7 protein-coding genes and 2 pseudogenes are annotated in these 14,846 nt (G+C 69.1%); 3 read left to right on the forward strand and 6 right to left on the reverse strand.

The genetic code is table 11. The features are described 5' to 3' along the window. Window positions 1-434: 434 nt before the first annotated feature. Window positions 435-3,191: a Helicase associated domain protein gene (locus ACWGDX_RS00915; protein ID WP_453620856.1), complete on the forward strand. Its 2,757-nt coding sequence runs from the start codon at window positions 435-437 to the stop codon at window positions 3,189-3,191. 18 nt (window positions 3,192-3,209) lie between these two features. On the opposite strand, the gene ACWGDX_RS00920 is transcribed toward ACWGDX_RS00915, so the two are convergent. Next, window positions 3,210-4,373: a hypothetical protein gene (locus tag ACWGDX_RS00920; protein ID WP_453620858.1), complete on the reverse strand. Its 1,164-nt coding sequence runs from the start codon at window positions 4,371-4,373 to the stop codon at window positions 3,210-3,212. A 250-nt stretch (window positions 4,374-4,623) separates the two neighbouring features. On the opposite strand from ACWGDX_RS00920, the gene ACWGDX_RS00925 reads away from it, so the two are divergent. Further along, entirely contained in the window at window positions 4,624-6,966 is a 2,343-nt protein-coding gene (locus ACWGDX_RS00925) for a Helicase associated domain protein (protein WP_453620860.1), read from the forward strand. Between the two features lie 72 nt (window positions 6,967-7,038). On the opposite strand, the gene ACWGDX_RS00930 is transcribed toward ACWGDX_RS00925, so the two are convergent. From ACWGDX_RS00930 to ACWGDX_RS00950, 5 genes and pseudogenes are all read right to left on the reverse strand, one after another. Continuing rightward, window positions 7,039-8,082, reverse strand: a complete 1,044-nt coding sequence (locus ACWGDX_RS00930) for an ATP-binding protein (RefSeq protein ID WP_453621018.1) — start codon at window positions 8,080-8,082, stop codon at window positions 7,039-7,041. 45 nt (window positions 8,083-8,127) lie between these two features. Next, window positions 8,128-10,533: an integrase gene (locus tag ACWGDX_RS00935; RefSeq protein ID WP_453620862.1), complete on the reverse strand. Its 2,406-nt coding sequence runs from the start codon at window positions 10,531-10,533 to the stop codon at window positions 8,128-8,130. Further along, complete coding sequence (locus ACWGDX_RS00940; protein ID WP_453620864.1) at window positions 10,530-11,288, reverse strand: TnsA-like heteromeric transposase endonuclease subunit; 759 nt, start codon at window positions 11,286-11,288, stop codon at window positions 10,530-10,532. The genes ACWGDX_RS00935 and ACWGDX_RS00940 overlap by 4 nt, the downstream gene beginning before the upstream one ends. Before the next feature lie 262 nt (window positions 11,289-11,550). Beyond that, window positions 11,551-12,227: pseudogene (locus tag ACWGDX_RS00945) on the reverse strand (IS256 family transposase); the annotation flags it as partial. Then, a pseudogene (locus ACWGDX_RS00950) lies at window positions 12,227-12,442 on the reverse strand (transposase); the annotation flags it as partial. The pseudogenes ACWGDX_RS00945 and ACWGDX_RS00950, both read right to left, overlap by 1 nt. 1,605 nt (window positions 12,443-14,047) lie before the next feature. Here ACWGDX_RS00950 and ACWGDX_RS00955 point away from each other — a divergent pair. Beyond that, a complete protein-coding gene (locus ACWGDX_RS00955; protein ID WP_453620866.1) occupies window positions 14,048-14,722 on the forward strand; it encodes a hypothetical protein in 675 nt (224 codons plus the stop codon). Window positions 14,723-14,846 lie beyond the last annotated feature (124 nt).

The following is a 14,846-nucleotide window of genomic DNA, read 5'->3' on the forward strand; positions in this document are numbered from 1 at the left end:
TGCTGCCGTCGGCGATTCGGTGCAGGAGTGTGGACAGGCCACGGGCCTGGTGCGGTAGCAGACGGTCTGCCAGGACGGATGGTCCACAGGCAGAGCCCGCCACTTGACGCCGGTCCTCGGCCAAGTGGCGGTTCGCGTCGGCGATGTCGCGGTGGTGCCACCGGCCGGCCGCCCGTACCCATTGTGCGCTTTCGAGGGTCCGGCGCAGATGAGAGGCGCTCTCGCGCGGCCGGTGTGCCGCGAGGTGGTAGCCGAGTTGGGTTTCGCGCAGGCGACGGGGAGCGTGACCGCCTTACTCGGAGCGGGGGTCGTGTGCTGTCCGCGAACCGGTGACCTGCAGCAGCCCGGGGGTTATAGCCTTTTCCTGCCCGGCCATGCTCCTGCGGTACCTCAGCCTTCGACGCACGGCACGGCCACCCGTGTGAAGGAGCGCGATGCGGTTACGTCCCCACCAGCAAGAGGCCCTGGCAGCGATCCGGGCGGCCGCGGGGGAGGGGCGGCCGCGGATGACGGTGGTGGCCGCCAGTGGCAGCGGTAAGACCCTCGTCGCGCAGCGTGCCTGTGCCGAACTCGCGCCCCGGGGCGCGACGTTGGTGCTGGTGCCGACGAAGGCGCTGGTGGTGCAGACCGCCCGCAAGTGGCGCGAGGCCGGGTACGGGGGCCTGTTGATCGGTGTGTGCTCCCTGTCCCAGGACGACAGCGGCCTGTCGCGTGGGGAACTGGCCATGACCAGCGATCCGGCCACTATTGCGGCCCAGGTGGCGGGGGCGCCCGGGCCGGCGGTGGTGGTGGCGACCTACGCCTCCCTCCATCACCTGACGGCCGCGCATTCCAGTGGCCTGGACCCCTGGGACCTGCTGATCGCCGACGAGGCCCACCGCACGTGCTCCGCGTTCGGCGAGGGCTGGGGCACCGTCCATGACGACACCCTGATACCTGCGGCCACTCGTCTCTATATGACTGCCACGCCGAGAATCTGGGCCGCCCGCGCCGACGCCGGCCTCCTCGACACCGAGGACCGCCCGCCCTTGGCGACGATGGAGCACGAAGAGGTCTTCGGCCCCACCGTCTACCGCCTGGGTCTGGCCGACGCCATCGAGCGCGGCATCGTCGCCGATTACCAGGTTGTGGTCGTTGTCGTCGACAACCAGGACCAGGATCTGCTCAGCATCCTCAACGACCCCCATCCCGCCGGCAGCGCGCACCACGACGGCCTGCGCAATGCCGCTGTTCAGGTCGCCGTCGTGCGTGCCATTCACGAGCGCAAGCTGCGCCGGATCCTGGCCTTCCACAACCGTGTCGAAGCCGCCACCGGGTTCGCCTGCACCCTGCCGCGGACCGCCGCCAAGGTCCACGATCCACTGCGCCGCGATCACCTGTGGTCGCACGCCGTCTACGGCGAGCAGGACGACACCGAGACCCGGTCCCTGCTCGCCGCTTTCGACGACCCCGGGCAGGACGTCGCGGTCCTGTCGAACGCCCGCATCCTCAACGAGGGCGTCGACCTGCCCGACCTGGACGCGGTCGTCTTTGCCGCACCCCGTTACAGCACCATCGACGCCGTCCAGGGAGTCGCCCGTGGGCTGCGCCAGAGCCCGGGCGCGGGCAAGCGCACCACCTTGCTGGTTCCCGTCTACCTGCCGGAGACCGGCGACGGCGCCGACATCCTCGAAAGCTCCGACTTCGCTGCCCTGATCGCGATCCTGCAGGCGCTGCGCTCGCATGACGAGTCGTTCATGGACCGTGTCACCCTGCCTCCGCCGACCCGCCACAACTCCCTGATCACCCGCGACCTGCTCTACAGCGAGCCCGAACGCGCTACCCAACTCGCCCGAGTCCTGGGCCTGAAGGTACTCATCCCCGCCGCCGGGACCTGGACCGAGGGGCTGAACTCCGCCACCGGCTACCACCGCTCCTTCAGCAACCTGAACGTCCCCCTCGACTACACCGACGAGGACGGTTTCGGCCTGGGCCGATGGACGGCCGGCCAGCGGCTTCACCACCTGCTGGGCGCCCTGCCCGCCGAGCGCCGCACCGCGCTGGAACACCTCGGCATGAGCTGGACGCCGCCCACCCAGCTCCAGGGCATGCTCGACCACGCCCGCCTGTTCGCCCGTACGCACGGGCACCTCGGCGTCCCCACCACCACCGTGGTCGGCGGATACGCGTTGGGTAAATGGCTGGGTACCTGCCGCACCCGCGCCGGCGCCGGGACCCTGGACGTCGAGGTGCAAAGGGCCCTGGACCGGATCGACCGGTGGTGGAACCCGCCGTGGGCGCCCGCCTGGCAGTCCTACTACGCCCTGGCCAAGGCCCGTTATCCCGGCCGGGGCCAGATCTGGAACCTGGCCACGCGTGCACGTTCGCAGCACGACCGTGCCGCCGCCCACTGGCTGGAGAAGCAGGAGAGAGAGTTCTTCCGCCTGACGCCTGAGCAGCAGGACCTGCTCCTGCAGATCGGAGCGCAACCTGACACCGAGATCCTGCTGCGGCCTGCACGGGGCGTCGGCCGCAGGAACGATTTCATCCTGGGGCTGCCCTTCGCGGCCCGTTTTCTCGCAGAGCAAGGTCACCTGGACATCCCCGCGGGCCACCAGGTCACGTGGAGGGGAAGTAGGAGCGGTCCCGCCGGCTCCTTCCCGCTGGGAGCCTGGTTCCATGAGCGCCTCGCGACCCTGGCGACCCTGTACCCCATCGAACGCAGCGCTCTGAACGCGCTTCTTGAACTGGCCCGCCGTGCTGCCGAGTTCGGCCAAACCCCCGGCGAGTCACCTTCCCCACAGGCACGCCGGAGCCGGACGCGGGCGGGAGCCGGCCAGCCGGATACTGTCGCAGATCTCACCGGCCGCCCCCACGCGTTGGCCGCCACCTACCGGAAGGCCCGCCGGGGCAAAACACCGACCGCCTTCGTCCTGGAGCGCGCCGACGGGTGGAGCGCGCGGGTCGACACCTCCACCACCAAGCTGGTCGTGGTGCACGGCGAAACGGCCTTTGAACTGCAAATGATGATCGGGGAAGCAGTCCGCACGGGCGAGGCTGCGTGGGGGAGCACCGGGCCCGTCCACTTCTCGGTCGGTGGACTGCCCGACGTGGAAACCGCCCGCAGCTGGGCTGTTCGCCTACACAGTGTGACCCAGAAGCATCTGCGTGATGTGATCGGCTACTACGGCTTCGTCGTCCGGGACGCGTAGTGAACCGTCCGGGAGTGGTCAGGCGCGGCCGCCCAAGGACCAGCCGCGTGGCGCTGGCTGCAGCTGAGTGGTGATGAGGTCGCCCAGCCGCCAGTGCAGACAGGAGTGGTCCGCGAACGTCGACTTCTCATCCTGTGCCAGGCCGGTGTGAGGGGAGGGCAGGGGCAGACGCCGGTAGCGGCCGCGGGCAGGACGCTCCGCGTCGTCCTCTCTCTCCTCAAGCCCGGCTCGGCCCAAAGGCCCAGGAGACGCCGGGGGATGTCGCACCATCCATTCCTCGACCACGACCAGGCCCTCCGTCACGGGGATGCCCCACTCCTTCAGCAGCACCGCCATCTTCTCCAGCCACGCCCGGTCCGCGCCCTGGGCAAGCGTGCGGCGCTGGCACTGCCGCTCGCGCGCGGCCAGACGGTACGCGAGGTGTACGGCCTCCGGGTAGAACACCAGTGGTGCGACGCGCAGCTCGTCGCGGCCCGCGCTGCCCAGTGCCCGTCTGCGGGTGCGCCATACCGGGGCGTTGAGCACGGGGATGTTCCACCAGCACGATGTGATGGCGTAGGCGTCGGCGAACATGGCCCGCCCGCCCGCGCCCAACCGGCGCTCCAGCAGCACCCGCAGGCGGTGGGCGTTCGCGACCTCGGGCACGGCTGACAGCGCGATGGCCGCGGCTTCGGGGTTACGCCGGTTGTCCAGCCACCGCCCGTGTGCGGCGCAGACCTGCCACGTCGCGTCGGCGGCCAGGTAGGAGTCCCACGCCGTGCCCTTGATACGGGCGCACATCTCGCACATCCTTACCAGGAAGCAGCCGCGGGTGTCCCAGGGCCAGTCCCATGCCGGTCCGCCCGCTGCGGTCAGCAGCCGTTTCGTGCGCAGGTTCGGCAGGGCGGACTGCAGTTCGGTGACCGTGCGGCCTGTCATCACGGCGAGCCGGTCCAGCGCGGCCGCATTGAGATACCCCTCGCGGTAGCGCGGATTGTCCGGTACGCCGTCCTTCCGCAGCGGTGTGCCGAACATGGGCCAGAACTCCTGGTCGGGGATGCCGTTGGCATCCGCCAGGCGCCGGATGTAGGAGCCGTTCGACTCCCCGCCGATGAACCGCACCGACAGCGCCAGCCGCTGTGCCGGACGCCAGGACCTCTTCCGCCGCGGCCGGCCGGCCACGGCGACTCCCGTACGAACCACTCTCACATGCCCCTTTCACTGGACCTCTGTATCAGGGTGATGTCTTTCTCCGGCACGGCATCCGCTTCTCACACCGGGACGGGCAAGCCCGTGTATATCCGGCGGCCGTCAATCTGTGCGGGCTGACGGCCCCCTCTCGCCGGTGCGGCGGTGTTCTTGGCCGAAAATCTTCGAGGCATCTCCGGTCGGCCAGTACATTCCGCGCGATCCGATGCAAGGGGCGCCGCCCCGAGAAGGGGACGGGGCGCCCATGGAACTGCGGGAGCACCAACTCGCGGCCTTGGCCGCGATTAAGGCCGCAGCGGCAGCCGGTGAAAAACGGATGACAGTCGTCTCGGCATGCGGCACGGGCAAGACGCTGGTCGCCCAGCAGGCCGCGCAGCACCTGGCACCGCAAGGCACCGTGCTGGTGCTGATGCCGACCAAGGCACTGGTGACCCAGACCGTCCGACGCTGGCGTGAGGCAGGCCGGACGGGACCGGCGCTCGCCATGTGCTCCCTCGGCCAGAAAGAGAGCGGCCTGGCCAGAACAGAGGCGGTGCTGTGCCGCCGCAGCCCCCGCACCATCGCCCGTACCGTCCGCACGGCCGGCCCGGTCACCGTGTTCTCGACCTACGGCTCCCTCCACCACATCCGCGACGCCCACGAGCTGTACGGGCTGCCGCCCTGGGACCTCGTGATCATCGACGAGGCCCACCGCACGTGCTCCGCGTTCGGCGACGGCTGGGGCACCATCCACGACGACGCAGCCATCCCCGCCAAGACCCGCCTCTACATGACCGCGACGCCACGGGTCTGGGCCGCGTCGGCCCCCACCGAGCTTCACCCGCTCATGGAGCGCGCTCCCCTCGCCACCATGGACCACCGTGAGATCTTCGGCCCGACCGTGTTCGAACTGGGTATGGCCGAGGCCATCGAGCGGGGCCTCCTGGCCGACTACCAGGTCGTGATGCCCGTCGTGGACGACACCGACCTGCACAACATCCTCGCCGACCGCCGCCCCGGCAACACCGCCCACCACGACGGCGTGCGCAACGGCGCCATCCAGGTCGCGGTCCTGCGCGCGATCGCCGAACACGGGCTGCGCCGCACCCTGGTCTTCCACAACCGCATCGCCATCGCGGAAGCCTTCGCCGCATCCCTGCCGACCACCGCGAAGGAAACCGGCGAACAACTGGGTATCAAGGACCTGTGGTCCCGGGTCATCCATGGCGAACAGCCCGGCGAATGGCGCCGGGACCTCCTGGAGGACTTCGCCGACCCCGACCCCGACCGCGCGTGCGCGGTGCTGTCCAACGTGCGGGTCCTGAACGAGGGAGTCGACATGCCCGACGTCGACTCCGTCGTCTTCACCGCTCCCCGCTACAGCGTCATCGACGCCATCCAGGCCATCGGCCGCGGCCTGCGCCAGCCACCCGGCGCGGGCAAGAAGACCACCCTGGTCATCCCCGTCTACCTCCGCCACGGCCTGGACCCCGACAACCTGCTGAAAGGCTCCGCCTTCGCGAACCTCCTCACCCTCCTGCAGGCCCTGCGCGCCCACGACAGCTCCTTCATGGACCGCATCGCCCTGCCCGCCCGCAGGGAAAGCCGCACGGCCCTCGCCCGCGACACCTACTACGCCCGCCCCGAACAGGCCGCGCAACTCGCCCGCGCACTCGGCCTGGAGATCACCGTGCCGGCAATCGGCACCTGGGAGCAGTCCCACACCTCCGCCCACCGCTACCACACCTCCTTCGGACACCTCGACGTCCCCACGCACTACACCGACCCCGACGGCTTCGCCCTGGGCGAGTGCGTGACCAACCTCCGGCTTCGCCACCTCCTGGGCCGCCTGCCCGCCGAGCACAAGCACGCCCTGGACGCACTGGACATGGTGTGGGCGACATCGACCCGCAGTTTTCAGTCCATGCTCGAACACGCCCGAGCCCAGGCGGCCGAATTCGGCGACCTCGGCGTTCCCGTCAAGGAGAAACGGGGCGGCCATCCGGTCGGCTCCTGGCTGGCGACCCAGCGCCACAAAGCCAAGACCGGACGGCTCTCGCCCGAGCACCGTCACGCGCTCGAGGCGATCGACCCGGACTGGAACTGCCCTTCGACGGACTGGCAACGCTGCTACATCCGCGCCAGAACGCTCATCACCGCCACCGGCTGGACGCCCGTCATGCGCTCCACCATCCCTCGACCAGGGAACTACGCCACCGTGAACTGGGTCCTCGCCCAGCGGGTGAAGTTCTTCCAACTCCAGCCCCGCCAGCAGGAACTGCTGATCAGCCTGGGCATCCCGCCCATGGCCTACATCCTGTTCTTCAACCGCGGCTACAACCCCGAACGCCACGCCTTCTACGCGGGCCTCGCACACGCCGCAGAGTTCCTCGACCGCGAAGGCCACCTCGACGTCCCCCGCCGCCACACGGAACCCGCCCCGCCCCGCTACACGGACACCCCCGCCTTCGCTCTGGGACAGTGGATCCACCAGTGCCGCAAGCACCCGGAAGCCCTCACCCCAGAACAACGCTCCGCCCTCGAAGCGCTGCGCATGGTCTGGAACCCCGCCCTCCGAGCCCGCCGCCCCGGCCTGCCGCCGACGTGACGCCACCGGGCCGTATGCGAGAGCACCGGTCCACACCAGAGACCGCCACACCGTGCCCGCCCGGCTTGCCGGTCACAGATTCACGACACGGCCGAGCGACACCTTCTCCAGCACCTCCAGCGTGATGCGCTCCTCGCCCGAGCGGATCGCGGTCTGCGCGGCCTGGCAGATCAACTGGGACAGCGACCGCATGTAGCCGCGGCTGCGCGTGTGCAGGTACTCGGCCACCTTCCGCAGATCGTGCTTCTGGTGCCCATACAGCACCAGCTCCGCATCGAACAGGTCGATGACCCGCGCGAAGACGATCGATTCCTCGGGGCTGAATCCCATCCGGCTCGTACGCAGCACCATGTGGTCGCCCCGCAGCTGCTCCGTGTCATCGAGCTTGGTGCCGTTGTCCCGGGTGAGGGGGTCGACGATGAACTGGGCGCCACGCCCGCAGTAGACGAACGTCGCCCCGGTCTCCTCGCTGATCATGTCCAGGTATTGGAAGGCCAGCTCCGCGTCCGCTGCTGTGCGCAGCCGCTCGATGCCGTCGATGAGGACCAGGAGCGTCCGCGCGTTGCGCATGGCCCGGATCACCGACTCGGTGGGATCCCCGCTCTCCCGCTCCTGGCCCAGGAACCGTGCGAACGCGCCGGCCCAGTTGCGCATGCTGCCGCGTGTCGGCGGGGGCACGCTCAACGCAATGACCGGGATCCTGTTCTCGTCCGGCCCGTACAGCGACGACAGCCGCCGCTCCCAGTGCACTCCGATCGCCTGCAGCAGTGTGCTCTTACCTGTCCCGCGCGGCCCGTCCAGGATGATTCCGGCCTTGCCGAACCGGCGCTGCTGGTTGGCCATGATCTGCTCGGCCACGAGCAGCTGCGCCTTGGTGATCGCAGGGGTGCTGACCGTGCGCAGGTGTCCGTGGAACAGCAGCCGCGGGTCCAGACTGCCGACCTTCGTCCCCTCCGGGGCACTGTCCTCCAGCTTCGGGGCGTGCAACGACGACTCGGCGAGCGCCCTCCACGCATAACAGTCCAGCGGCCACAACGGTGTCGGCGGCGCCAGCAGCAACGGCCCGGCCGCGCCGGTGTCGCGCAGCAGCCGCTCCTCCTCGACCGTCAGCTCCATCTTCACGATGTTCCCCTCTCCATCCGTGCAGCCCCTTCCGCCACCTCACGGGGCGTCGTCAGCAACAGCATCCTGAACCTGATCGAACTCAGCGAAGATCTGCTGGTAGCGCTCTTTGAGACTTCCCTCCTCGCCTCCCGCCCCGCCGGCACGCGCCCAAGCGTCGAGTGCGGGATCCGGCGCCATCGCATGCTGCCCCCAGTCGATCTCCGGCCCCTCGCTGCCATCCGGCCCGCCGTACAGACCGGTGTCGTCCAGACCGAGAGGATCACTGTCCGGGTCCGGGACGCCCACGGGAACCTTCGACCAGTCGATGGGACCACGCTCCGCGTACGGGTCGAACTCCCGCTGCGGAGCCGGTTCGGGCAGCGGCGTGTAGCCGTCCGGCACCAGCACCCGCCGAACCTGCTCAGGCCCTCGTTCGGCCCGCTCCAGCAACTCGGCCAGAGCGTGCGCGATGGCCTCCTCGTCCTCAGTGCGCCCGCCGCGCTCCAGATGCTGGGAGACGGCGATGTCCCACAGGAACTGTGTGAACGGCGCCCCGATCACATGGCTGTGCACCCATGTGGCCTCCACCCAGTGGTTGGTGTTGTGATCACGCAGCCACACCCGGGACAGGTCGTTGGGGGTGTACCGGACCTCCCAGCGCCCCTTCCTCTTACCGCGCAGGTCCGAACGCGTCCGCCGGTAGGGGTTCAGCCCCTTGCGCGGATCCCGGGAGGGGTGGTCGTAGGTGCGGTTGTGCAGGCGGATGCCCTGCTCGCTCACCCCGACCCACGCCGTCGGCAGCAGCCGCAGATAGTCCTCGCGGGTCAGCGGGATCGGCAGATAGCCCTCCACCGCCACGCATGCCGCGTACATCTGGTTCGGCGTCAAATGAGGCAGATATGCCTCATAGGGGTCGGCGAGCTCCGGGTGAGGCGTGTTCTGCCACTCCAGGGCGATCCACTGCTGAAGCAGGGCGTCGAGTTCGGCAAGCGTCCACAGCTGCTCGCCGTCCACGGTCCGCCGAACCCGCACCGGATCCCGACCGGTGTAACTGTTCACGTGCTGGCTGAACTTCGACTTGACCGACCCGAAGCTCCGCTCCACGACCGCCTTGTCCTGGCCGGTGCGCTTGCGGGCCGGCCGCACCGAGATACCCAGATACTCGCAGGCGTCGAAGAAAATCCGCCCGGCGAACACCGTGCCGTGGTCAATGACGACCAGGTCGGGAATGATCACCGGCCGGGCCGCGGCATGCGCGAACCGGGGGTCGACGGCGACCAGTTCCTCATACGGCAGGTCGGAGAAGCTGGCGTGGACGGCCGCGTCGTACCCGGGCCGCATCGGCGCCGGGACCAGAGCCTGCGCCAGCAATTCGCAGGCGTCCACCGCCTTCGTCGCCCGCCCCTTGGCGCGTGGAGCCGACACCAGGCCGCCCTGGCCGACCGTCCGCCGCCTGCCCCGCCGGCCCGGCTGCTTGGGCCGCAGCACCGCGGCGATGATGCTGCGTGTCGCCACACAGATCGCGAGCGTCAGCTCAACCCGGGCGGGCTGGCCGTCGTCCCCCAGCACCCACACATCCAGATCGGTCGAGTCGATCTGGACCAGCTCGCCCGGCATCGTCGCCTTCGTCACCGAGAACGGCGGCCCCATCCGCGCTCCTGCCGCACGCGCACCCCGGGAAGAATCCCAGTCCCTGGCATCGATGCCCAGCCGTCCCAGCAGCTTGTACAGGGTCGGCTCCTTCGGGACCTTGACCCTCTCCCCGTGCGCGGCACGCATCACCCGCCGCAGCGACTTGAACAGCTTCCGCGCGTCCGACGGCGCATCCACCCGTCGCCGCTGGCGGTCGACCAGCACCAGAAGCTGCTCCACCACGAGCGCGTCGGTCGCCCCGTACAGCCGCCGCTGCTTCGTGCTCCGCCCGTCCAGGAGATCGACCACGCTGCGCCGCTTGCAGTAGGCGAGCCGCTTGGCCTGCACCGTCTGCCAGGACACCGGCCCGCCCAGCACCGCGCTCAGCTCGGCCGCCTTGGCCTGGTACCGCTCAATGAGCGTCGTCGTCGCCGGATCGAATGCCGGCCGCGGCCGCGCACCCGGCGCCGCCCCGAGCGGCAGCCCGGTGTCGACCTCGATCACTGCACGCTGCCACCGCCGAGCCGCTTCCGCAGCACTGGCCGGCACACCCTCCAGCTCCGCGAAGTCGGGCATCTCCGACTGGACCAAGGGATGCCCCGCCGCGTCGAGGACAGCGAAGTCGTCGGCCGCCGCCAGCACCGACAGCAGCACGGCGGCCGGCACCCCGCCGCCGCCCACCGGGCTCAGCACCACCGTCATTCCGTCGAGACCGGCCACAACATACCGGCCCCCGCGCCACCGCACCTCGTCCCCGCGCGCCAGCACCCCACGCGGCGCGCTGCGCACCTTCAGCGACGCCCGCTCCGCCACGGGCACCGGCCCGTTCACGGCTGCTCCGCCGCGAACGGGCGGCCCATCGCCTGCGGTTCGCCCACGGCCATCGGCCCCACCAGTGACCCAGGCCCCAGCGGCACAGCCCAGTCCACGCCCAAGCGCCGCTTCCACAGCATGTGGTACAGGCGGGGCAAGGCCAGCAGGCGCGGCACCCCGCACCCCCTGACACCCTCCGCCAGCGGCCGCGGCTCCGCGAACGTGCCGGCCAGCGCCGACTCGACGTCCGCATGACTGAAGCGCGGATGCCGCCGCCGCGACACCCACCGCAGATTCGCCAGCGCCGTCCTGCTCGGCAACTGCGGCGTCGCCAGTTCCCAGCCCGCCTGTCCGCACGCCTCGCGACACACGGACATCTGCCGCTCGAACCGCTCGCCCGGCTCCTTCGCCGGCCGGGCGACCACCATCACCGTCGACCCGGAAACAGTGCGCACGAAGAAGTCCGGCACCAAACGCCGCTCACGCCCCCGCTCCCGCCAGACCAACTGCGCCGACCAGGCACCGAAATCGACCACACCAGGATGGAAGTCCAGCAGCATCGCAGTCGCCAGCCGATCCAGCGAACGGCACCCCACAAGCCGACGGTTGGTCTCAGCCCACCACCAGGTGACAATGCTGCGCTGCGAGGGATGCCGCGTTGGCTTCCACACTTCGCCCCGCTCCGCCAGTGCTGCCCCTGCCAGCCGGTCCGCCGGCAGGCTCCGGCGCACCCCGTTGGCGTCCAAGTGAAGGACCTGCAACTCCTGTGCCATGACGCCTCCCTGGCATCACGTCGTACTGCCTGCGGCGCGCCACAGACAATGGACAGCCCGACCAATAGCACAACGATCACAGCCCCGAAGCGGCAGACAACGCGATCCGGACAGCCATGCGGCCCGTCGCGGAACCCGCGGCTGCAGAAGGCCACAGGGCCACCCCAGCATCAACAACGCACGGGCCCCCATCGTGGGGTCTATCAGGAATTAGGTGTGATTCGTCTGTTTGGCCTACGAGTTGTTCGGTGGGCTGTTCGGCCTACACCCGTCCGGCGGTAAGGCGGCCGTCGAAGAGGACGTCGAACTCGTTGAGGGCGGACTTCCAGCGGTTGTTCCAGCGCTGGCGGCCGCGTCCGGTGGGGTCGAGGGCGAGGGTGGCCAGGTAGAGGCTTTGAGGGCGGCCTGCTCGTTGGGGAAGTGCCCGCACGCCTGGGCCGCCCGCCGGTAGCGGGCGTTGAGGGACTCGATCGCGTTGGTGGTGTAGACGACCTGGCGGATCGCGTCGGGCAGGCCGAGGAAGGGCACGAACTCGCTCCAGGCCCGCTGCCAGGTGCCGGCGATCGAGGGGTAGCGTTTGCCCCAGGCGGCGTCGAAGTCGGCGAGCCGTTGCCGGGCTTCTTCCTCGTTGACGGCGGTGTAGACGGGCTTGAGGTCGCGGGCGACCTCGGCCCAGTCGCGGCGGGAGGCGTAGCGCAGGCTGGCGCGGATGAGATGGACCACGCAGATCTGCACGACAGTCCGGGGCCAGACGGTGCTGACCGCGTCGGGCAGGGCGCTCAGCCCGTCGCAGACCAGCATGAGCACGTCGCGGACGCCTCGGTTCTTGATCTCGGTCAGGACGGTGGTCCAGTACTTGGCGCCCTCGCCGCCGTTCCCGGCCCACAGGCCGAGGATCTCGCGGTGGCCGTCGGCGGTGACCGCGACGGCCACGTAGACGTCGCACTCTTCTGCGGCAGGTCGTGCGGGAGGTAGGCCCACTGGCAGCCGGTCCGCCCTTGGTAGAGGATCGCGTTCACGATCTCCCGCATGTCGTACGTGCCCTGATGACCGCTGACCGAGCGGTGCCGGTCCTTCCACGCGGTGATCACCGGCTCGATCAACGACCACTGCTCGTCCGATAAGTCGCTGGGGTATGGCTTGCGTTCGCTCATCCCACCAACCCCAGCAGACCCCGCACCACGGACCCGCGGGTTCGCCCCCACCCCACACCATCAGGCGACCACAGAACGACTCAAAGACTCACGAACCGCCCACTTACGGGCCCGAGGCACAGTGAGTCCCATGTGGTCGGCCAGGTCACGAGCGTGCATGGGTTGGTTGGCACGCGCAGTGAATATCTGGCAGAGCTGCTCCCAGGGACTGGATGGCTTGCGAGTCGGGTCCAGTGACGTTGGGAGAGCGGGGGCACGGATGGTGATGTCGATGGCAGTGATGGGGCTGCTGTCGCGGGGCCGGTGATCCTGATTCCAGGTGTGGTAGCGGGAGATACCGCGCTTTGCCACGCGGGCGGAGGTCCTGGGACGACGTTTGGGGAGCATGGTCTGCAAGAGCCGGGTTCCGATGTGTCCGACCAGGTCGGCTTGGGTGCCGGGGCTGTGACCCGCTATGGGGCCAGTGATGACGGCGACGGTGTCGCGTGCGGCCTCCAGAGCGATGATGAAGGAAGCTCGGTCCGGATCGGTGCAGTACCGGGTCTCCATGGCCGTGACCATGACCGATCGCAGGTGTCAGTTACCTGTCTAGTTGCCACATCATGAGATCGTTGACCTGGGGTGCTGCAGTTCAACGGGTAGGAATCGTGGGGGCTGTTGAGCAGCGGCTATGTGACCGGCTCTAACTTGATCAAGCTTCTGACCTGGTGTGCGTTAGTTGTAATGAGAGGTGTTGCAACTTCGCGGGTAAGTCCTTTGAGGCGGGGGAGTTGTAGGCACGGATGATTGATGTGCCCATGCCGGATGGGGTGGGGGTGGTGGTCTGATGCCGGTGCTGGAGGCCCATGGAGATGGGCCTCCAGCACCGGCATCAAGGCGTGTCGGTGACGTCATCTGCACCGGAGTCGAGCACGTTTCTTCTGCCGAGGAGACGACTGCCTTCGTCGGGAACGTCGCAACGAGCCTTTACGGGCGTCGCCTTACGGCGCTGCGGCTCGCGGTCCCTTCTCGAGGTCGGATACCGGTCGTTTCAGCTTCTCCCGGCGACGTCACCCGGTCCGTCTGCTCGACCAGGTCCCGTTCATCGGGGCGATGCCGGTGCGCCTTCGTCGGGGACGTGGGGAACGTGCGTGGCATAGCGCTGGGGCCACGTCGTTCCCCGAGGGGGCGTGATCTTCGTAGCGGACGGCAGTGCGGAGAATCTCCGGGGCGAGACTCGACGGCGTGCAGGACAGAGCGTCCTTGTCCCTCCACATCAAAGGCTTGCCGACAGCCCTGCGGGTCAGTACACCTCGTCCGGCAACTGCCAGGGGGCCAACCTTCGTTGTGGCGGTATCCCCTTGTGCTGCGTTGTCACCGTGCCCCGCGGCCCGGTAGCCTGGCTTTCGCCATGCGGGCCCGGACCAAAGTGTGCCGGGCCTGACAGCGACCAGTCTTCGAAACCATGCGCACGGGCTTGCAGCTCGGGCGACACGTTGAGCGGGCAGGCTTCCCATTGGCTTCCGGCGGCAGACGGCACGTGCGTGCCGGCGCCGCTTTGAGACGTAATGTGAGAAAAACGTGATCCATTCGTTCATCGCGCACACCAGCCCGGGACGGAGCAGGGTGTTCGCCCTTGTCAGGGGATCTCGCGACGAGTTGGAGGCAGTGACCACGCTGGGAGGGGACGATCTCCACCTGACCGGAGAGGTGGTTGATGCGCTCAACTGCTTCCTGGCCGACCGGGACGAAACCGCTCTGGACGTGGCGCTGGCGCGCCTCCCGAAGCCGGTGCGCATGGCTGCGCACCACTACCTCAGAACCAAGTGCACACCCATGCTCGGAGCCTTCACCGAGGTCGGGCCGGTCGAGGTGGTTCGCACGGCCGTCTACTTCAGTGAGATTGACGACGAGCTGGAGGAGTACCTCGAGAGTGCCTACACGATCGGGCTCGGCATCCGTATGTCGAACGAACGCGGAAGCGACGGCCGTGTCGATTGGGTTGTGCAAGTGCTTAGTGACGAGGTCTTCGTAGCAGCCAGCGCCGAGCCCCGCACGTGGGCGCTTCCCGACGGCGCGAAGCTCTTGCATACCTGGACGAGCCGGCAGCTGGCTTCAGGTGTCGGGCCCGTCCGCAGTGCGCTCAATGAGGCGCTGAACGCAAGCGGCCAAGGGCGTTGGGTGAGAGTCCATACGCTGCTGCACAGCTACAGTGATGTCGATCTCGTGGGCAGTGGCGCCTCGGAGTTCACCGTCGACGTCTTCGACGCGTCGGTCCCCGCGCGCCGTACACACCGGTAGGCGCTACGGTCGTGCCCAACGCCTGCGGGTGCCGGGACAGCCTCCGTTCACGGCCCGGCCGCTGGACACACCCTCAGTGAGGGGGCAGAGCGCACGCCGCCTCACTGCAGGCGGGAAGAAATGT

Source organism: Streptomyces sp. NPDC055025, assembly GCF_053608565.1.